Annotated in this window: 17 protein-coding genes and 1 pseudogene; 15 read left to right on the top strand and 3 right to left on the bottom strand. The window is 69.4% G+C overall.

Going from position 1 to position 19,113, the window contains the following annotated elements; all coding sequences use genetic code 11:
* Together ACIHAX_RS06040 and ACIHAX_RS06035 are read left to right on the top strand one after the other, a co-directional pair.
* Positions 1–171: pseudogene (locus tag ACIHAX_RS06040) on the top strand (tRNA (N6-isopentenyl adenosine(37)-C2)-methylthiotransferase MiaB); the annotation flags it as partial.
* Complete coding sequence (locus ACIHAX_RS06035) at positions 168–899, top strand: hypothetical protein (protein WP_397276037.1); 732 nt, start codon at positions 168–170, stop codon at positions 897–899. The pseudogene ACIHAX_RS06040 and the gene ACIHAX_RS06035, both read left to right, overlap by 4 nt.
* A gap of 73 nt (positions 900–972) precedes the next feature.
* Here ACIHAX_RS06035 and ACIHAX_RS06030 read toward each other — a convergent pair whose 3' ends face one another.
* Positions 973–2,349, bottom strand: coding sequence for a DUF349 domain-containing protein (locus tag ACIHAX_RS06030; RefSeq protein WP_356961492.1), 1,377 nt, complete (start codon positions 2,347–2,349; stop codon positions 973–975).
* Positions 2,350–2,589: 240 nt separating this feature from the next.
* Here ACIHAX_RS06030 and ACIHAX_RS06025 point away from each other — a divergent pair, with 240 nt between their 5' ends.
* From ACIHAX_RS06025 to ACIHAX_RS05990, 8 genes are all read left to right on the top strand, one after another.
* A complete protein-coding gene (locus ACIHAX_RS06025; RefSeq protein ID WP_356961494.1) occupies positions 2,590–3,354 on the top strand; it encodes a hypothetical protein in 765 nt (254 codons plus the stop codon).
* Complete coding sequence (gene miaA / locus ACIHAX_RS06020; RefSeq protein ID WP_397276035.1) at positions 3,351–4,283, top strand: tRNA (adenosine(37)-N6)-dimethylallyltransferase MiaA; 933 nt, start codon at positions 3,351–3,353, stop codon at positions 4,281–4,283. The genes ACIHAX_RS06025 and miaA overlap by 4 nt, the downstream gene beginning before the upstream one ends.
* Positions 4,280–5,116, top strand: coding sequence for a TrmH family RNA methyltransferase (locus ACIHAX_RS06015; RefSeq protein ID WP_364426073.1), 837 nt, complete (start codon positions 4,280–4,282; stop codon positions 5,114–5,116). The genes miaA and ACIHAX_RS06015 overlap by 4 nt, the downstream gene beginning before the upstream one ends.
* 33 nt (positions 5,117–5,149) lie before the next feature.
* Positions 5,150–6,031 carry a diaminopimelate epimerase gene (dapF, locus tag ACIHAX_RS06010; RefSeq protein WP_355071014.1) on the top strand — a complete coding sequence of 294 codons (882 nt, stop codon included), beginning with the start codon at positions 5,150–5,152 and terminating at the stop codon, positions 6,029–6,031.
* 189 nt (positions 6,032–6,220) lie between these two features.
* On the top strand, positions 6,221–7,648 hold the full coding sequence (gene hflX / locus ACIHAX_RS06005) for a GTPase HflX (protein ID WP_355071016.1): 1,428 nt from the start codon (positions 6,221–6,223) through the stop codon (positions 7,646–7,648).
* 230 nt (positions 7,649–7,878) lie between these two features.
* Positions 7,879–8,775, top strand: a complete 897-nt coding sequence (locus ACIHAX_RS06000) for a lysophospholipid acyltransferase family protein (protein WP_379251259.1) — start codon at positions 7,879–7,881, stop codon at positions 8,773–8,775.
* Between the two features lie 794 nt (positions 8,776–9,569).
* On the top strand, positions 9,570–10,715 hold the full coding sequence (locus tag ACIHAX_RS05995; protein WP_355070250.1) for an acyl-CoA dehydrogenase family protein: 1,146 nt from the start codon (positions 9,570–9,572) through the stop codon (positions 10,713–10,715).
* 114 nt (positions 10,716–10,829) lie between these two features.
* The gene (locus tag ACIHAX_RS05990; protein WP_364426068.1) at positions 10,830–11,732 is read left to right on the top strand and encodes an alpha/beta hydrolase; all 903 of its coding nucleotides are present in this window, start codon (positions 10,830–10,832) and stop codon (positions 11,730–11,732) included.
* Between the two features lie 355 nt (positions 11,733–12,087).
* On the opposite strand, the gene ACIHAX_RS05985 is transcribed toward ACIHAX_RS05990, so the two are convergent.
* Positions 12,088–13,560 carry a sensor histidine kinase gene (locus tag ACIHAX_RS05985; protein ID WP_397276031.1) on the bottom strand — a complete coding sequence of 491 codons (1,473 nt, stop codon included), beginning with the start codon at positions 13,558–13,560 and terminating at the stop codon, positions 12,088–12,090.
* Positions 13,553–14,230 carry a response regulator transcription factor gene (locus tag ACIHAX_RS05980; RefSeq protein WP_355070257.1) on the bottom strand — a complete coding sequence of 226 codons (678 nt, stop codon included), beginning with the start codon at positions 14,228–14,230 and terminating at the stop codon, positions 13,553–13,555. The genes ACIHAX_RS05985 and ACIHAX_RS05980 overlap by 8 nt, the downstream gene beginning before the upstream one ends.
* Before the next feature lie 115 nt (positions 14,231–14,345).
* Here ACIHAX_RS05980 and ACIHAX_RS05975 point away from each other — a divergent pair, with 115 nt between their 5' ends.
* From ACIHAX_RS05975 to ACIHAX_RS05955, 5 genes are all read left to right on the top strand, one after another.
* Positions 14,346–14,720: a PepSY domain-containing protein gene (locus tag ACIHAX_RS05975; protein WP_397276029.1), complete on the top strand. Its 375-nt coding sequence runs from the start codon at positions 14,346–14,348 to the stop codon at positions 14,718–14,720.
* 237 nt (positions 14,721–14,957) lie between these two features.
* Complete coding sequence (locus tag ACIHAX_RS05970) at positions 14,958–15,332, top strand: hydrogenase maturation nickel metallochaperone HypA (RefSeq protein ID WP_355071017.1); 375 nt, start codon at positions 14,958–14,960, stop codon at positions 15,330–15,332.
* Positions 15,290–16,147 carry a hydrogenase nickel incorporation protein HypB gene (gene hypB, locus ACIHAX_RS05965; protein ID WP_364426063.1) on the top strand — a complete coding sequence of 286 codons (858 nt, stop codon included), beginning with the start codon at positions 15,290–15,292 and terminating at the stop codon, positions 16,145–16,147. The genes ACIHAX_RS05970 and hypB overlap by 43 nt, the downstream gene beginning before the upstream one ends.
* A gap of 92 nt (positions 16,148–16,239) precedes the next feature.
* Positions 16,240–17,295 (top strand): hydrogenase expression protein HypE, encoded by a 1,056-nt coding sequence (locus ACIHAX_RS05960; RefSeq protein WP_355070263.1) that lies wholly within the window; start codon positions 16,240–16,242, stop codon positions 17,293–17,295.
* Positions 17,296–17,306: 11 nt separating this feature from the next.
* Positions 17,307–19,103 carry a nickel-dependent hydrogenase large subunit gene (locus ACIHAX_RS05955; protein WP_397276026.1) on the top strand — a complete coding sequence of 599 codons (1,797 nt, stop codon included), beginning with the start codon at positions 17,307–17,309 and terminating at the stop codon, positions 19,101–19,103.
* The last annotated feature ends 10 nt before the right edge of the window (positions 19,104–19,113 follow it).

Raw genomic sequence — 19,113 nt, 5'->3', positions numbered from 1 at the left:
GTCGCCGATGCCGCGATCAAGACCCACCGCCGTACCCGCGCCGGTGACGCGCACGAGCGCGGCGTCACCCCGAAGACCGCGCCGATCGGCGTCGGGCTCGGACTGCCTCGCATCGGCGCACCCGCCCCGGAACCCGCGGCCGCGAGCTGCTCGACCGGCTGCGACGCATGACCGCGAGCCCGCAGGACAACGACGACGCCACCCGTGGCGCCGATGGATCTGTCCCCGCGTCCGGCGACGACCAGCGCGGCGCGTCCGCGGCCGACCGGGGGCGCGAGCCGGCGAGCCCCGACGCAGACGAACGAAACGAGGATTCCGTGAGCTCGGTCGAGAGCACCGCCGATTTCGAACAGTTCCGCGACGATCTCGACGCCGTCGAGCGCAAGATCGCCGGTGAGATCGATCCCGGCGTCCGCGCGATGGTCGTGGCAGGCGCGGTGTTCCTGCTGCTGGCCTCGCTGGTGCTGTCGCACGCCGGCGCGGCGCGCGGCTTCGACGTGCTGCTGAACACCGACGTCGCGCGGGCCGAGCACATCGGGCTGCCCTCGCGGATCTTCGTGTGGTTCGTCGTGGTGTTCGGCATCGGCTTCTCGATGCTGGCGCTGATGACCCGCCGCTGGGTGCTGGCTTGGGTCGCGGTCGCGGGCAGTGCCGTGGCGGCCGTGTTCGGCGTGCTGTCCATCTGGCACCGCCAGACGCCCGGGCTCGGCAACTACGTCGGCGCGGGCCCCGGCCTCGGCCTGATCCTCGGCGCGATCGTGACCGTCGTGCTCACCTTCCACTGGATCCGGGTGGTGTGGAGCCGCACCGCGCTGCACTTGGCCGCGGAGGAGCAGCGCCGCAACGCCGCCGCGGCGGCGGAGGAACGCGACCGTCGTCGGCTCATGGGCGATTCCTGACCGGCTCTTTCCATACGACAGCGGCCCGTCCCAGCCGGGAGGGGCCGCTGTTCGTTTCGATCGGGCCGATATCTCAGCGGTTGCTGACGGCGCCCTCGGCGGCCTCGGCCCACTCTCGCCACTGTTTGGCCTGTTCCAGCGCCTTCTCCGCGTCGCGAGCCTTGCCTGCGGCCTGCGCCTTCGCGGCCTGCTCCTCGAACTGCGCCACGCGCTCGCGGAACTGGGCGGCGCGGGCCATCGCCTCGGGGTCGGTGCGCCGCCACTGCGCGTCGACGGCGTCGCGCACACGCTTCTCGATAGCCCGCAGCTTGCCTTCCAGTTCCTGCATGCGCTCGCGCGGAACCTTGCCGATGGCGTCCCACTTGTCCTGGAGCTCGCGCAGCGCGCCGCGGGCCGCTTCCAGGTCGGCGGACGGATCGATGTAGGCGTAGTGGTTCAGCAGTTCCTCTTTGGCGGCCGCGTTGTGCTCGAACTCGGCGTCGCGCTCGGAGACCGCGGCGTTGCGCGCGGCGAAGAAGACGTCCTGGGCGCTCTTGAAGCGCCGCCACAGCGCCTCGTCGGCCTCGCGCGGCGCGCGACCGGCGGCTTTCCACTCGGTGAGCAGATCGCGGAAGATGCCCGCGGTGGCCACCCACTCTGTGGAGCCGGACAGTTCCTCGGCCTGCACGCACAGTTCTTCCTTGCGCGCCTTCGCGGCGGCGCGTTCGCGATCCAGCTCGGCGAAGTGCGCGCCGCGGCGGCGGTTGAACGCCTCACGCGCCTTGGAGTAGCGCTTCCACAGCGCGTCGTCGACCTTGCGGTCCACGCCCCGGATGGACTTCCACTCGTCGAGGATCTCGCGCAACCGATCGCCCGCGGCCTTCCACTGGGTGGACTCGGCGGCGATCTTCTCCGCCTCGGCGGCCAGCGCCTCCTTGCGTTCGGTGTGCTCGTGCCTGGCGCGTTCCTTCTCTTCCTTGGCGTGCGCGGCGGCCTCTTCGGAGTGCTCGGCGATGGCCTGCAGGCGCCGGGCCAAGCCCTCGATGTCGCCGATGACGGCGGCGGTCGGCAGCGACTCGGCCAGCGTGACGGCGGCGGCCTTGGTCTTGCGTGCGTCCGCGCCCGCGGCCAACCTGGCCTCCAGCAGGGCGACCTCGGTGGCCAGATCGTCGAACCGGCGGCCGAAGTGGGCCAAGCCCTCCGCGGCGTCACCGGCCTGCCACGAGCCGATCTGGCGTTCACCCTCGGCGGTCTTCACCCACGCGGTGCCGTCTTCGTCGACCCGGCCCCACCGGCTCGGATCGGAGACGGTGGGCACGACGACGGGATGGGGATGCTGCTGGGCCGGGCCCGGGGCGGGTTTGACCGCGTGCGGTTTGGGCGGTTGAATCGAGCGGCCCGGTTTCGGAGCACCGGAAGAACGGGGCATCTTGCCGGGTCCGGCTTTCGCGGTTCCGTTGCTGTCGGTCATTTTTCCTCGTCCCTGCCGCGCGTCACGGCTGCCTGGTTACGCCCTAGCTCATTCCATTCAACCCGGTCCGAGCCCTTGTGACCATCGATCCATGCCTTCCCACGGAGGAATCCCGCGGATTCCAACCCCTGATGACCTGGGTTGTAGCTCCTCGAACACTATCAATCTCGGCGGTATTTACGGCAGAGACACTCGAAGCCGGCCGGTACCGGCAGGACCCGCAACGACTACGGTTACGACGTGTTCTCCGTCGCCGCCCTCGTTCCGTCGCCGCCCGTGCTGGTCCCCGAGTTGTGCGGTGGTGCGGCGGACACGGCGGGAGCAGGGGATTCGGATCCGCGCGCGGTGCTGCGGTCGGCCGTGCTCGACACCGTGCGCGCCTTCGCGTCCGTGACAGGCCACTGGACGGTGATCGGCGCCGATGCCGGTGACCGCACGTTCGGTCCGGAGACCGTCGGCACGTTCCGCGGCTTCGGCGTCGACGTGCGGGTCGGTCTCTCGAGTGCCGCCGTCGCCGGAGCGCGGCAGGCCGATGCCGGGTTGCCGCTGGCCGTACTGATCGGCGGGTGGCTACGCGGGCAGGTCGCCCCCGACGCGGTCGCCGAGGCGAGTGTCGTCGCCGCGGACGCGCCCGCGGAGCATTGCCGGGAGGCCGGGACGAAGCTGCGTGCCGAGCTGGACAGCGACGGCGAGCCGCGCGGTGTGCTGGTCGTCGCCGACGGCGCGGCGACGCTGTCGGTCAAGGCGCCCGGCTACCTCGATGAACGGGCCCGTCCGGTGCAGGACCGGCTGGACGACGCGCTGAGCGCGGGTGATCGCGCCGCGTTGCGGGCACTCGACTCCGGACTGTGTGCCGAACTGGGCGTGACGGGCCGCCCGGCCTATCAGGTGCTGGCCGGGCTGTTCCGCGCCGATCCGCTGGTCGAGACGCGCTACCGGGACGCCCCGTTCGGAGTCGGCTACCACGTGAGCCTCTGGCGGCCCGCGGGAGACGACGCGCCGTGACGGATTCCGGCATCACTCCGATCGCGGTCGTCGGCCCCACCGCCACCGGCAAATCCGATCTGGCCCTCGACCTGGCCGAACAACTCGGCGGCGAGATCGTGAACATCGACGCCATGCAGCTGTACCGCGGCATGGACATCGGCACCGCGAAGCTGCCCGTCGCGCAGCGCCGGGGCATCCCGCACCACCAGCTCGACGTGCTCGACGTGACCGACACCGCGTCCGTGGCCGCGTATCAGGCGGCGGCGAGCGCGGACGTCGTCGCGATCATGGGGCGCGGCCGGGTGCCCGTCATCGTGGGCGGCTCGATGATGTACGTCCAGGCGCTGTTGGACCAATGGGAGTTCCCGGCCACCGATCCGGCCGTGCGGGCGCGCTGGGAGTCGGTGCTCGCCGAGCGGGGCGTCGCGGCCGTACACGCGGCGCTGCGCGCGGCCGATCCGGTGGCCGCTGCCACCATCCTGCCCACCGACGGGCGCCGTATGGTGCGTGCGCTCGAGGTCGTGGAACTCACCGGACAGCCGTTCGCCGCGTCGGCGCCGACCATCGGGCGGCCGCGCTGGGGCACGATCGTCATCGGCGTCGACCGGGAGACCGCGGCCTTGGACGCGCGCATCGAGCGGCGCACCGCCGCGATGTTCGAAGGCGGGCTGGTCGAGGAGGTACGCGGCCTGATCGAGTGCGGCTTGCGCGAGGGCGTCACGGCCCGGCGGGCCATCGGCTACGCACAAGTCCTGGCCTATTTGGACAACGAATACGACCTGAACCATGCTCAGGAACGCACCCTGATCGGCACGCGGCGCTACGTGCGCAGGCAACGCTCCTGGTTCCGGCGCGATCCCCGGGTGCGGTGGGTGGACGGCGCCGCCCCTGATCCGGCCGCGACGGCGCTGGCCCTGCTCGACGAGAAAGAACGGACTCCGCAGTGACCCGACGTGTGAGCACGCGCAACGCCTCCGTCCAGGTGTGGCAGGCCTACCTCAACAACCGCACCAAGCGTCATCGCGACGGCCGTTTCCTGGTGCAGGGCGTGCGTCCGATCACGCAGGCCATGGCCAACGACTGGCCGCTGGAGACGCTGCTGTACCGGCTCGGCGGCCCCGAGCTGTCCAGCTGGGCGCGCGAAGTGCTGGACACCAGCGGTGTGCCACAGGTCGGCCTGGTGCCCGAGCTGATGGCCGAACTCGGCGAAAAGGCCGCCGGGATACCGGAACTGGTGGCGGTCGCGGAGTCGCGGCAGCCCGAACTGGAGGCCTTCGAGCCGGGTGAGCCAGGGGAGGACGCGCCGGTGGTCGTGGTGTTCGACCGGCCCAACTCGCCGGGCAACCTGGGCACGCTGATCCGCTCGGCCGACGCGTTCGGCGCCAGCGGCGTCATCGTCACCGGACACGGCGCCGACCAGTACGACCCGCAGGCGGTGCGCGCCTCGACCGGTTCGCTGTTCGCCGTGCCGGTGATCCGCGCCGCCGGGCCCGCGCAGGTGCTGGAGTTCCGCAACCGGCAGATCCGCCGCGGCATCCCGACCCGCATCGTGGGCACCGACGAGCACGGCAGCCACGCCGCCTACGACTACGACTTCACCGACGCGACCATCCTCGTCATCGGCAACGAGACCAGCGGTATGAGCGCCGCGTGGGAGGCGGCCTGCGACGACATGGTGCACATCCCGATGGGTGGGACGGCCAGCTCGCTGGGGGCGCCCTCGGCGGCCGCGGTGGCGCTCTACGAAATTTCCCGGCAGCGCCGGACGTTTGCCAAATGACGACGAGACAGGGAGACATCGCACGTGCCGGATATCGAGTTCACCAAGGGTCACGGCACCCAGAACGATTTCGTGGTGCTGCCCGACCCGCAGGCCGGCCTCGCGCTGACGGCCGAGCAGGTCGGCGCGCTGTGTGATCGCAGGCGCGGGCTCGGCGCGGACGGCGTGTTGCGGGTCGCGCGGGCCGGTGCGTTGCAGGCCGCCGGTGTGCTGGCGGAGCTTCCGGAGGACGTGGGCGCCGACGACTGGTTCATGGATTACCGCAACGCCGACGGCTCGATCGCGGAGATGTGCGGCAACGGCGTGCGCGTATTCGCGCATTACCTGCACGCGGCGGGATTGGAAACCCGCGACAGCTTCGTGGTCGGCAGCCGCGCCGGGGCGCGTCCGGTCACCGTGCATGCCGGGAACTCGGTCACCGGGGACGTCACCGTCGGCATGGGCCGGGTGCGCGAACTCGGCCCGTCCACCGCGACCATCGCGGGCTGGGCGCTGCCCGGGATCGGCATCGATGTCGGCAATCCGCATTTGGCCTGCGTCGATCCGGGCATGTCCGTGGACGCGCTCGGCAAGCTCGACCTGACCGTGCCGCCCGGCTTCGATCCGGACCTGTTCCCACACGGGGTGAACGTCGAGATCGTCACGGCGCTGGACGCCGAGAGGTCGGTCGACATGCGGGTCTACGAGCGCGGTGTGGGCGAAACCCGTTCCTGCGGAACGGGAACCGTCGCCGCGGCCGCCGCGGCGCTGGCCGCCGACGGCTTCCGGATCGGCGCCGACTCCGGTCGGGTGACGGTCCGGGTGCCCGGCGGCGAACTGACCGTCGGGCTCGAGCGCGGCTCGGCATGGCTGCGCGGGCCGTCGGTTTTGCTGGCCTCGGGTCGCCTCGCCGGGGCCTGGTGGGACGGTCGGTAGCGGCATCGCCCCGATAACCGGGTGCGTGCTGCGGTGATGTCGTGGCAGCATGGATGGTGTATGAGGAAGTCAGAGACGTATGAATTCACTCCGGCGGAGGCGAACGATCGCGCCGCCGATGCGGCCGACGACGCGGTGTCCGGCGAAGACGCGGTGACCGGCGACGTCGTCGCCGAGCACCGGGCACGGATGCGGCGATCGGGTTGGTCGGCCGATCCGACAACCGGTGAACTGCAGTTGGAGGACCGCAGTTCGCTCCGCCGTGTTGCGGGCCTGTCCACCGAGCTCACCGACATCACCGAGGTCGAGTACCGGCAGCTGCGCCTGGAGCGCGTCGTGCTGGTCGGGGTCTGGACCACGGGGACCGCCACGCAGGCCGAGGCCAGCATGGCCGAACTCGCCGCGCTCGCCGAGACCGCGGGCTCCGAGGTGCTGGAAGCGTTGATCCAGCGCCGCGACCGGCCGGATCCGGCCACCTACATCGGCTCCGGCAAGGCCGACGAGCTGCGCTCCGTGGTGCTGGAGACCGGCGCGGACACCGTCATCTGTGACGGCGAGCTGACCCCCGCTCAGCTGACCGCCCTGGAGAAGGTGGTCAAGGTCAAGGTGGTCGACCGGACCGCGTTGATTTTGGACATCTTCGCTCAGCACGCCACTTCCCGGGAGGGCAAGGCGCAGGTCTCGCTGGCCCAGATGGAGTACATGCTGCCCCGGCTGCGCGGCTGGGGTGAGTCGATGTCCCGGCAGGCCGGTGGCCGCGCCGGTAGCAACGGCGGCGTGGGTCTGCGCGGCCCCGGTGAGACCAAGATCGAGACCGATCGTCGTCGCATCCGTGAGCGGATGGCCAAACTGCGCCGGGAGATCCGCGAGATGAAGACCGCGCGCGACACCATGCGGTCGCGCCGCACGTCCAGTGGCATCCCGTCCGTCGCGATCGTCGGCTACACCAACGCGGGCAAGTCGAGCCTGATGAACAAGCTCACCGGCTCCGGCGTGCTGGTCCAGGACGCCCTGTTCGCCACCCTCGATCCGACCACCCGCCGGGCCGAACTGGACGACGGGCGCGAGGTCGTCTTCACCGACACCGTCGGCTTCGTGCGGCACCTGCCGACCCAGCTGGTCGAGGCCTTCCGCTCCACCTTGGAGGAGGTGACCGGCGCCGACCTGCTGGTGCACGTGGTGGACGGCTCCGACGCGCTGCCCGCCGAGCAGATCAAGGCGGTCCGCGAGGTGATCACGGACGTGATCAAGGAATCCGGTACACCCGCCCCGCCCGAACTGCTGGTGGTGAACAAGACCGACGCGATGGGGCCGACCGAGCTCACCAACCTGCGTGCGCTGCTGCCCGACGCGTCGTTCGTGTCGGCGCGCAGCGGCCGCGGGATCGATGGGCTGCGCGAGCGGCTCGCCGAGCTGCTCGGGGACTTGGACGTGGAGATCAGCGTGCTGCTGCCGTACACGCGCGGTGACCTGCTCGCCCGCATCCACGCCGATGGCCGCATCCTCGGTTCGGATCACGAAGAGGGCGGAACCCGCGTCCACGCGCGCGTCCCGCATGCTCTCGCCGCCGCCTTGTCGGAGTACGCGCACGCGGGCACGGCCGGTACGCAGGATTAGGTCGAGCATCTCACTTCCTGAGATGTGACGCTGTCTTTCCGCGCGCTGGTTCGCGGCGTATCCGTGCTCGTGGACCGCCGCTGAAGTGCGAGTTCGCGACAGGCTTGCCGGGACGGCGAACGAGCTGGTCGATCGACCGGATCGGGCGTGTCGCGATGCGACGCGCACATCCGGTGCGACGCAGTCGATTTCGTTGCGCTATCGTCATCGAATCGACACCAGGAGGGTTCATGTCGGACGCCCGCTCCGATTCCCGCACCCGGCGCTCCGGCGCCGCGAACAGCGCCGATCCGGCGCTCAGCGACGGTGCGCCGCTGTCGGTTTCGCTGACCGACACCGATCTGCGGGTGATCGACACCCTGCTCGCGCCGCTGCGCGCGTGGACCAGCCCGCGCTTCTACGGCTTGGAGAACATCCCGGCCGACGGCCCGGTGCTGCTGGTCGGTAACCACAACCTGCTGGGCGGCATCGACGCCCCCATGCTGCTGCCCGAGGTGCTGCGCCGCCGCGGCCGCTTGATCCGCGGTCTCGCCGAGAACGTGCTGATCAACGTTCCCGGTGTCCGGCACCTGCTGCACCACTACGGCGCGGTGCGCGGCACTCGGTCCAACTGCCTGGCCCTGCTCCGGCGCGGCGAGGCCGTGATGGTGTTCCCTGGCGGTGGCCGGGAGGCGGTCCGCCGCAAGAACGAGAAGTACCTGCTGAAGTGGGAGGGGCGCAGCGGTTTCGCCCGCATGGCGATCGAGGCGGGCGCGCCCATCGTCCCGGTCGCGATGATCGGCGTCGACGACGCCTACGACATCCTGGTCGACGGCGACCATCCGATCCTGCGCCCCCTGCGCTGGACCGTGGAAGCGCTCGGGCTCAGCCGCGACCTCACCCCGCCGCTCATCCGCGGCGTCGGTCCCACCGTCATCCCGCGTCCGGAGCGCTTCTACTTCTCCGCCGGTGCGCCCATCGACCCGGCGCCGTGGCGCAACGCGGGCGACATGCACGCCGCCGCCACGGAATTCCGTGACGTAGTGCGCAAAGCGCTGGAGGAGGAGATGAACTTCCTCTTCGCCGAACGGGCGCGCGACGAAGGGCGCACCTTGGTGGGCCGCTTGCGCGGTTGGCTGACGCGCTGAGGGCTGCGGCGATCCGCGCGACGGTCGACTGTTCATCGTCCGGCTGTTCGGCGTCGGCGTCGGTGCTGCGAGCGCGGCACGTCACGTAGGGCGATTCGTCGCAGAGCTTACGGCTCGACCGTTCCCACGCCCGATCGGCACTTCAGCCGCGGAGTTTCCCGGCCGGACGCACCGCCATCGCGACCTGGAGCTTGCGCGGCGGCGGCGGTCGGCGGGCCGAGTCGTCGGAACAGGTCGAGTGACGGCCGGTTCTCGAGCGCGCCGCGAGCTGGGTTGGACCGGCGGAGGGTCCGGCCGACTGTCATGTCCGAGGCCGGACACCTCGCGCACCACTGGGATGGCTGGGGCTCGCCTGGCCGAACGGCTCGCAGTCACTCCGGTCATCCGCGCCGACACCATCGGGCCGTCGACGGATCCGACCTCGCGCGCCGGGTGGCGACCGCGGCGGTCGTTGTCATCGGCGAGCGGTGTCTGCGCCTGTCGGCATTTCGCCTGAGTCTGCTCAGTCGGTGTCCGTGGTCGCGCAGTCCGTCGTCTTGATCGACAACTGAAGCGCGTGCCGGTCAGTGGCAGGCCGGCCTCGTTCTGCGGCGTCCCGCCCAGGGTGGCGATCAACCGTCCCATGCCTTCGATCGTTTGCCGGGAATCTCGTCCGCTGATCTCGACCCGATCCGCCGCTCCTGGTGAGACCATGGTTCCGGCCCCAGAAGTGAACAGGGATTCTCGCCCCGGGTACGGTATGGGGCAACGACTGGTCGGTGTGGACCGGCCGGTGTGGTCACTAGGAGGTTGGCGTGGAACGCACACTGTTCGAACCCGAGCACGAACTGTTCCGGGAGTCGTTCCGCAAGTTTCTCGATCAGCACGTCGCGCCGAATCACGCGAAGTGGGAGGAGCAGGGCATCGTCGACCGGGCGGTCTGGCTCGAGGCGGGCAAGCAGGGCTTCCTCGGCATGGCCATGCCGGAGCAGTACGGCGGCGGCGGGGTGAAGGACTTCCGCTACAACGCCATCGTCTCGGAGGAGTCGGTGCGCGGCCAGTACTCCGGCCTCGGCTTCTCGCTGCACAACGATGTGATCGCGCCTTATCTGCTCGAGCTGGCCAACGAGGAGCAGAAGCAGCGCTGGTTGCCCGGCTTCTGCGCGGGCGAGATCATCACCGCGATCGCGATGACCGAACCGGGTACCGGTTCGGACCTGCAGGGCATCAAGACTCGCGCGGTGCGGGACGGCGACGACTGGATCCTCAACGGCGCCAAGACCTTCATCACCAACGGCATCAACTCCGACATCGTGATCGTGGTGGCGCAGACCGACCCCGAGAAGGGGGCCATGGGCTTCAGCCTGTTCGTGGTCGAGCGCGGCATGCCCGGCTTCGAGCGCGGCCGCAACCTGGACAAGCTCGGCCTCAAGGCCCAGGACACCGCCGAGCTGAGCTTCACCGACGTGCGCGTGCCCGGCAAGAACCTGCTCGGCACCGAGGGGATGGGCTTCATCCACCTCATGCAGAACCTGCCGCAGGAACGTCTGTCGATCGCCGTCATGGCGGCGGCCGCGATGGAGTCCTGCCTGGACATGACCGTGCAATACGTCCGCGACCGCAAGGCGTTCGGCAAGCCGATCGGCGCGCTGCAGAACACGCGCTTCGTGCTCGCCGAACTGGCCACCAAGACCACCGCGGTGCGGCTGATGGTCGACAAGTTCATCGAGCTGCTCAACGAGGGCAAGCTGACCGCGGAGGACGCGGCGATGGCCAAGTGGTGGAGCACCGAGGAGCAGCTCGACCTGATCAACCGCTGCCTGCAACTGCACGGCGGATACGGCTACATGAAGGAATACCCGATCGCCAAGGCCTACATGGACGCCCGCATCCAGACCATCTACGGCGGCACCACCGAGATCATGAAAGAGATCATCGGACGCAGCCTGAAGCTGTCCTGACGGCGCGAATTCCGGCTCGGGCCGACGGCTGCCGCCGGCCCGGGTGCGGCACAATCGCCTTCCGAGGTGATGGCGAACTCGCCGGTCGCCGGTCGCCGGAGTGGAGGAGATGCGATGCCGAGTCTGGCCAACCAGGTGGTGCGCGGGTACCTGAAGGCGACGCGGGCCAATCGCGTGTTCATCGATGCCGAGTCCGCGCGCAAGCGGGTTCTCGATCGGAGCGTGCGCCCGCGCAACTACGGTCCGCCGCGCCGGCTGCGCGCGGATGTGACGATCACGGTGGAGCGTCGCGGCGGCTGGCCGGTCTACACCCTCACTCCGCGCGGGCGCACGCCACGAGGGAACGTTGTGTACGCACACGGCGGCGGCTGGGTGCACGAGATCGCGCCGCAGCACTGGGCGCTGTGCGCGGCGGTCACCGCGGAAGCCGGTGCGGCGGTGACGGTCCCGATCTACCCGCTGATTCCGTTCGGGACGGCAGGTCAGGTCGTCGCGGGCTTCGTGGAGCTGGCGCTCGCCAACCGGGAGACCTACGGAAATGTATGCGTGGCAGGGGATTCCGCCGGAGGGCAGATCGCACTGTCGGCCGCGGTGGCCCTGCGGGACGAGCACGACGTGCGGCTGCCCGGCACCGTGCTCATCGCCCCCGCGCTCGATCTGTCGCTGACCAATCCGGAAATCGAGGTCGTGCAGCCACGGGACCCGTGGCTGGGCGTCGCGGGATCGCGGGTGTTCATCGAACACTGGCGCGGCGATCTCGAGCTCGCCGACCCGCGCGTCAGCCCACTGGCCGCCGACCCGCGCGGACTCGGCCCGCTGACGGTCTTCTGCGGCACCGATGACATTTTGTGGCCGGACACCCTCCTGCTGGTCGAGGCGGCGCGCGGCGCCGGGGTCGTGGTGGACTACCACGAGGCTCCCGGCCTGCCTCATGTCTATCCGCTGACCCCGACCCCGGAAGGGCGTGCCGCGCGTCGGGTCGTCATCGAGAGTCTGCGTAGCGCGCTCGCCAGTTGAACGACGGTGCGGTGCCGAATCGCGTTATCGCCGCCCGGTTCGCGTGCGAGCTCGGCTGACGCGGACAAGGGCAGGGCCTCGCCGCCGACGGGGCTGTCCAGGGCTGCGAGCGGCGGATTCGTCGTGGGCACCGTGGCGGTGTCGTAGGTCCATGACCTGCCCACGTCGAACCACGGGATCGCACCGGAGAAGACGGACACGGCGGCCGAGTAGCGGCGCGCAACGATCGATGGGCGTGGGTCCCCTGCCGGGAGTCGAACGGAATCGACCGCGACGTGCTCGATCGGACGTGTGGTGCGGACCTCGATTCCGATCATCACCAGTCGTGGCACGGCGTCGAACCCGTAGCGCCCGGCTACGTACCGGCTGCGGGCAGCGTGACCACGAAACGGGCACCGGGCGCGCCGTCGGTGACGTGAATGGTGCCGCCGTGGCGTTCCACGACGTCGCGGACGATGGCCAGGCCGAGGCCCGCGCCGCCCTCGTCGCGGCTGCGCGCGTCGTCCAGGCGGACGAATCGCTGGAAGATCCGGTCGCGGTCGGCGGGCGGCACACCCGGTCCGTCGTCGGTGACCGACAGCACCACCCGCTCGTCGGCGGCGTGGTCCACGGCGACGTCAACGGTGTTCGCGGCATGCCGCTGCGCGTTGTCGACCAGGTTGCCCAGGACGCGGGCGAGCTGGGTACGGCTTCCGGTGACCGCGACGGGCTCCTTCGGTGTCGCGATCCGCACGGCCACCCGGTCCCGGACGCGGTGCTCCAACTCCTCCCGGACCAGCACGGTCAGGTCCACCCGATCCGAGCGCGGTTGCTCACCCGCGTCGAGCCGGGCCAGGAGCAAGAGGTCGGCCGCGAGATGTTCCAGCCGGATGGTGTCGCCGATCAGTCCGTCCACTTCCAGCAGTTCGGGGTGTGCCTGGGCCACCTCGAGCTGGGTGCGCAGGCTCGCGATTGGGCTGCGCAACTCGTGTGCGGCGTCGGCGATGAACCGCCGCTGGCGCTCCGTGGACTCCTCCAGCGCGGCGAGCGTGGCGTTGGTGGTGCTCGCCAGTCTGCCGATCTCGTCGCGAGATCCCGGCTCCGGCACGCGGCGGGAGAGATCGCCGTCCATGATCTCGGCGAGCTGCCTGCGAATCGCCTCCACCGGGCGCAGGGCGCGCCGGGTGACCAGCCAGGTCACCAGGGCGACCACGGCGAGCAGCGGGGGCAGGCCGATCAGCATCGCTTGCCGTGCGTCCGCCACCGCGCTGTCGGCGGTCGCCAGCGAGGAGCCCGCGTAGACGGTGGCGGGCTGTCCGCCCCGGATGGTCACCGCGAGGGCGGCGACCCGGAACGGATGCGGCCCGTCCTCGTCGTCCACCGTCAGCCGCACGTCGCCGAATTCGGCGTCGGCCGCCGTGGGGTCCGTGGGTTGCGAAAGGCTTTCGCGGTCCGGCTTCTCGTCCTCGTTCTCTTCGTCGTCCTCCTCGTCATCGTCATCGTCATCGGAAGTCTCGGCGTACGGGCCGAACTCGGCCATGGGCGGTTTGCCCGCGAGGTCGTCGTCGGCCGCGAGCACGCGGCGGTCGAGCGAAACGACCTGCACCGGTTCGCTTTCGGCATCGGGAAGCCGCAGCCGGGCGAGATCCGTGCCCGTCGCGAGCTGCGTCGCCACGTCCTGCGCGGTGGACTCCGCCCGCATTTCGGCGCTGTGCACCAGGTTGTGCCGCAGCACGGCCAGCACCACGAGCCCGGCCGCGGTCAGCGCCACCGCGACCACGACCGTCGCCGCGACCGTGGTGCGCACGCGGACCGAGCGCCACCAGGCCCGCGCGGCTCGCTCAGGCACGATCGGCCGTCAGCCGGTAGCCCGCGCCGCGAACGGTGGTGATCGATCGGCGCCCGAACGGCGCGTCGATCTTGCGGCGCAACGTGCTGATGTAGACCTCGACGATGTTCGGGTCGCCGTCATAGGCGAAATCCCAGACATGGTCCAGGATATCGGCTTTCGAGACCACCTCCCCGGCGCGGACGGCCAGGTGCTCGAGCACGGCGAACTCCTTGGCGGTCAGCGTCACGTCCTGCGTGCCGCGACGGCAGGTCCGGGTGCCCGGGTCCACGGTCAGATCACCGACGCGCAGCACACGGGCGCCGCCGCGGGTCCGGCGGCGCAACAGCGCACGGATGCGGGCCAGCAGCACCAGGTAGGAGAACGGCTTGCTGAGGTAGTCGTCCGCGCCGGTGTCCAGGCCCTCGGCCTCGTCGTATTCGCCGTCTTTCGCGGTGAGCATGAGCACGGGCGTCTCGTGGCCACCGGCGCGCAGCGCGGCGCAGACGCGGTAGCCGTTCATGCCGGGCAGCATGATGTCGAGGATGATCAAGTCGTAGTCGGTTGTCGTCGCCAGATGCAGGCCCTCGGCGCCGTCGTGCACCACATCCACGGCGAATCCCTCGGCAGACAACCCTTTTGCCAGCGTGCGAGCCAGACGTTTCTCGTCTTCGACGATCAGCAGACGCATCCCCCAAGAGTGGCAGACGGATCCTGAAACCGTCTTCAGGTGACTTCAGCTCGCCTTCAGCTCGGTTCGCCACAGTGAACGCATTCGAGATCATCACTCGCGCAGGAGGTTTCCCATGACAACCGTATTCCGCCGTGCTTACGCCGGCCTTCGCTGGCTGCTCGTCGGCACGGCCGTCGCGGCCGCCGTCGTCGGTCTGAGCGCGGTCCTGTCCGCGGTGGCCACCGGCGGTCCGGACGATCACACCGTCGCGTTCCGCTCGGTCGCGGCGGACCGGTCGCTGGCGGCCGATACCGGTATCGGCAGGCAGCAGGCCATCGACAAGGCCCTGGCGGCCGTGCCGGGCGGACGGGTCACGTCCATTCAGCTCGACACGGACCAGGGGGTCGCGGTGTGGGAGGTGGAGCTCACCACTCCCGCGGGCGTGGAGCACGACGTGACGATAGATGCCGACAGCGGCCAGGTCCGCGCCGTGGTCGACCCCGACTGACCGCGTCGGCGGACGCAGGTGTGACGGGTCGGTGCGGGGGTAAGCACGAGGTGTTTGCTGCCGGGCGGCAGGGATCCGGAGGGGGATTCCGGCCGTGGCTTCGCCGGTATCCGTGGTCCGTGGCCGACGTAACGCGTGACGCCCCGGAGACGCGTTCGCCGAGCATCGAAGATTTGCCCCGCGGGAGGTTTGCCCGGGAGTAGCCTCAAGTTGTCCACTCGAGGAATCGAGGTCCGGATGCACGAGATGGCCATCACGCGCGGCGTCATCGACGCCGTCTGTGAGCACGCGGCGGGCCGGCGGGTCCATTCCGTCACCGTCGAGGTCGGCGCGCTGTGCGCTGTGGTGCCCGATGCCATGCGGTTCTGTTTCGAAGTCGCGGCCGAGGCGACGGTCGCCGAGGGCGCGGACCTGGTCCTGGTGGAGATCCCGGGGGTGGCGGCATGCCGTACCTGTGGCGCCGAGTTCCGGCTGCCGGACCCGATCCTGCTGTGTCCCTGCGGCAGCGCCGATGTCGAGATCCGCTCCGGGCGCGAGCTGCGTATCCGATCCATGGAGGTGAGTGAGGCATGTGCGCAACCTGCGGGTGCGGCGACGACGCCGCCGCGCTGATTCGCGTCCCGCACGATCACCAGCGCGCCGACGGGCACGATCACGCCCATGCGGACCATGAGCACACGCACGAGGACCACCATCCACACGAGCACGGCCCCGGCGCCGACCACGTCCACGTGCCCGCCACCGAGACGGTCACCTTGGAGCTGAAGGTCCTCGCCAAGAACGACGAACTGGCGCAGCGCAACCGGGACTGGCTGGCCGAGCGCGGCATCCTCGCGCTCAATATGACGAGTTCGCCGGGCGCGGGTAAGACCACGCTGCTGGAGCGCACCATCCGTGAGTCCGGCCAGGCCCCGATCGCGGTGATCGAAGGGGATCAGGCGACATTGCTCGATGCCGACCGGATCAAGGCGACGGGGTGCCGTGTGGTGCAGGTCAACACCGGCGCGGGATGTCACCTCGACGCGGAGATGATGTATCGCGCGCTGGAGACGCTCGACCCGGCGCCGGGCACCCTGCTGTTCGTCGAGAACGTCGGCAACCTGGTCTGCCCGGCGCTGTTCGATCTGGGGGAGCGGGAGAAGGTGGTCGTCATCTCGGTGACCGAGGGGACCGACAAACCGCTGAAGTATCCGCACATGTTCCAGGCGGCGGGGCTGGTCCTGGTGAACAAGACCGACCTGCTGCCGTATGTCGATTTCGATTTGGACCGATGCCGGGAATACATCCATTCGATACACCCCGGCGTCGAGGTCCTGCCGCTGTCCGTGAGCAGCGGAACAGGCCTGTCTACCTGGTACGACTGGCTGGCCGAGCAGCGTCGCGCGGCCGGTCCGGCGGCTCTTGAGGAAGCCGCCGGGCGCGCTTAAAGTGAAGTGATCAGGATCACATCTGCGGGTGACCCCTTCTTCGAGAAAGGCGAGATTCGGCCCCCGTGGTCCGCTGCGGAAGGTGGCGAGAAATGCCCACTCAGGAAGCAGTACGAGCCGAAGAGACGCTGATCCACGTTCTGTGGATCAACGCGGGACTCAGTTGTGACGGTGATTCGGTCGCCCTGACGGCGGCCACGCAGCCGAGCGTCGAAGAGATCGCACTCGGCGCGCTTCCCGGTCTGCCGAAGATCGCCGTGCATTGGCCGCTGATCGACTACGAGTGCGGCCCCAACGGCGGTGCGGACGACTTCCTGGAGTGGTTCTTCAAAGCCGACCGCGGGGAACTCGAACCGTTCGTGCTGGTGGTCGAGGGCTCGATTCCGAACGAGCAGATCAAAGAGGAGGGCTACTGGTGCGGGTTCGGCAACAATCCCGCCACCGGCCAGCCCATGACGACCAGTGAATGGCTCGACCGTCTCGCGCCGAAGGCCACGGCCATCGTGGCGGCGGGCACCTGCGCGACCTACGGTGGCATCCACGCCATGGCGGGCAACCCCACCGGCGCGATGGGCGTGCCGGACTATCTCGGCTGGGACTGGAAGAGCAAAGCGGGTATTCCGATCGTCTGTGTGCCGGGCTGCCCGATCCAGCCGGACAACTTGTCGGAGACGCTGACCTATCTGCTCTACATGGCGACCGGCCAGGCGCCCATGATTCCGCTCGACGACGCGTTGCGGCCCAAGTGGCTGTTCGGGGCGACGGTGCACGAGGGTTGCGACCGTGCGGGTTACTACGAGCAGGGTGAGTTCGCCACCGAGTACGGCTCGCCGAAATGCATTGTGAAGCTCGGCTGCTGGGGGCCCGTGGTCAAGTGCAACGTGCCCAAGCGTGGCTGGATGAACGGCTTGGGCGGCTGCCCGAACGTCGGCGGCATCTGCATCGGCTGCACCATGCCGGGATTCCCGGACAAGTTCATGCCGTTCATGGACGAACCACCGGGCGGAAAGCTCTCGTCCAGCGCATCGGGGCTCTACGGATCGGTGATCCGCAGCCTCCGTCACATCACCGGACGCACGGTCGACAAGGAGCCGCACTGGCGGCACCGCGGCCGGAAGCTGGAAACCGGCGCGACCCGCACCTGGTAGGAGGTTCTCTGATGACCCAGATCATTCCGGAGCCGTCGCCCAAAACGATCGAGCCGGACCGCCTCGTCGAGATGGCGTGGGACCCGATCACTCGCATCGTCGGCAGCCTCGGCATCTACACCAAAATCGACTTCGAGAATCGGGAAGTGGTCGAGTGTCACAGCACCTCGTCCATCTTCCGCGGCTACTCGATCTTCATGAAGGGCAAGGACCCGCGCGACGCGCACTTCATCACCAGCCGCATCTGCGGCATCTGCGGCGACAACCACGCCACCTGTTCGTGCTACTGCCAGAACATGGCCTACGGCGTGCGCCCGCCGCACCTCGGCGAATGGATCGTCAACCTGGGCGAGGCCGCCGAGTACATGTTCGACCACAACATCTTCCAGGAGAACCTGGTCGGCGTCGACTACTGCGAGAAGATGGTCTCCGAGACCAATCCGGGCGTGCTGGCCAGGGCCGAGAACACCGAGGCGCCGCACGCGGGCGACCACGGGTATCGCACCATCGCCGACATCATGCGGGCGCTCAACCCGTTCACCGGTGAGTTCTACCGGGAGGCGTTGCAGGTCAGCCGGATCACGCGCGAGATGTTCTGCCTGATGGAAGGCAGGCACGTCCATCCGTCCACGCTGTATCCCGGTGGACCCGGCACGGTCGCGACGATCCAGTTGATGACCGACTACATGTCCCGGCTGATGCGCTACGTGGAGTTCATGAAGAAGGTCGTGCCGATGCACGACGATCTGTTCGACTTCTTCTACGAGGCGCTGCCGGGCTACGAGAAGGTCGGCCTGCGGCGCACGCTGTTGGGTTGCTGGGGCTCGTTCCAGGACCCGGAGTTCTGCAATTTCGAGTACAAGGACATGGCGGACTGGGGCCGCAAGATGTACGTGACCCCCGGCGTCGTGGTCGACGGCAAACTGCTGACCACCTCCCTGGTCGACATCAACTTGGGACTGCGGATCCTGCTGGGCAGTTCGTACTACGAGGACTGGACCGATCAGGAGATGTTCGTCAAGACCGATCCGCTGGGCAACCCCGTGGACCGCCGCCATCCCTGGAACCAGCACACCAACCCCCGGCCGCAGAAACGCGACCTGGACGAGAAGTACAGCTGGGTCATGTCGCCGCGGTGGTTCGACGGCACCGATCACCTCCCCCTGGACACCGGCGGCGGCCCGCTGGCCCGGCTGTGGTCGACGGCGCTGGCCAACCTCATCGACATCGGCTACGTGAAGGCCACCGGGCACAGCGTGCAGATCAATCTGCCCAAGACCGCGCTCAAGGGGCCGGTCACGCTGGAGTGGAAGGTGCCGGTGCACGGCAGCAACACCCTCGAGCGCAACCGCGCGCGCACCTATTTCCAGGCGTACGCTGCGGCCTGCGCGCTGCACTTCGCGGAGAAGGCGATGGCGGAGATCCGGGCCGGCCACACCAAGACCTGGGAGAAGTTCGAGGTGCCGGAAGAAAGCATCGGCTGCGGCTTCACCGAGGCGGTGCGCGGCGTGCTGTCGCATCACATGGTGATCCGGGACGGCAAGATCGCGAACTACCACCCGTACCCGCCGACGCCGTGGAACGCCAGCCCGCGCGACAGCTTCGGCACGCCGGGTCCCTACGAGGACGCGGTGCAGGGCCAGCCGATCTTCGAGGAGAACGACCGCGAGCACTTCAAGGGCATCGACGTCATGCGCACCGTGCGCAGCTTCGATCCGTGCCTGCCGTGTGGCGTGCACATGTATCTAGGCAAGGGCAAGACGCTGGAGAAGCTGCATTCACCGACGCAGACGCTCACTCCCGAGTGAGTCCGCGTCG

Origin of the sequence: Nocardia sp. NPDC051929 (genome assembly GCF_044548645.1) — a bacterium.
Classification (GTDB): domain Bacteria; phylum Actinomycetota; class Actinomycetes; order Mycobacteriales; family Mycobacteriaceae; genus Nocardia; species Nocardia sichangensis.
Note: the sequence above shows the minus strand (reverse complement) of the source record. Positions and strands in the feature narration are given on the sequence as shown.

Excerpts from the sequence above, each read along its gene's own strand:
- ACIHAX_RS05980 (WP_355070257.1), bottom strand. The coding sequence starts at position 14,230 with ATGCGTCTGCTGATCGTCGAAGACGAGAAACGTCTGGCTCGCACGCTG.
- ACIHAX_RS06030 (WP_356961492.1), bottom strand. The coding sequence starts at position 2,349 with ATGACCGACAGCAACGGAACCGCGAAAGCCGGACCCGGCAAGATGCCC.
- hflX (WP_355071016.1), top strand. The coding sequence starts at position 6,221 with ATGCGGCGATCGGGTTGGTCGGCCGATCCGACAACCGGTGAACTGCAG.
- ACIHAX_RS05990 (WP_364426068.1), top strand. The coding sequence starts at position 10,830 with ATGCCGAGTCTGGCCAACCAGGTGGTGCGCGGGTACCTGAAGGCGACG.
- ACIHAX_RS05955 (WP_397276026.1), top strand. The coding sequence starts at position 17,307 with ATGACCCAGATCATTCCGGAGCCGTCGCCCAAAACGATCGAGCCGGAC.
- ACIHAX_RS06035 (WP_397276037.1), top strand. The coding sequence starts at position 168 with ATGACCGCGAGCCCGCAGGACAACGACGACGCCACCCGTGGCGCCGAT.
- ACIHAX_RS05970 (WP_355071017.1), top strand. The coding sequence starts at position 14,958 with ATGCACGAGATGGCCATCACGCGCGGCGTCATCGACGCCGTCTGTGAG.
- ACIHAX_RS06000 (WP_379251259.1), top strand. The coding sequence starts at position 7,879 with ATGTCGGACGCCCGCTCCGATTCCCGCACCCGGCGCTCCGGCGCCGCG.
- hypB (WP_364426063.1), top strand. The coding sequence starts at position 15,290 with ATGTGCGCAACCTGCGGGTGCGGCGACGACGCCGCCGCGCTGATTCGC.
- ACIHAX_RS05960 (WP_355070263.1), top strand. The coding sequence starts at position 16,240 with ATGCCCACTCAGGAAGCAGTACGAGCCGAAGAGACGCTGATCCACGTT.
- ACIHAX_RS05975 (WP_397276029.1), top strand. The coding sequence starts at position 14,346 with ATGACAACCGTATTCCGCCGTGCTTACGCCGGCCTTCGCTGGCTGCTC.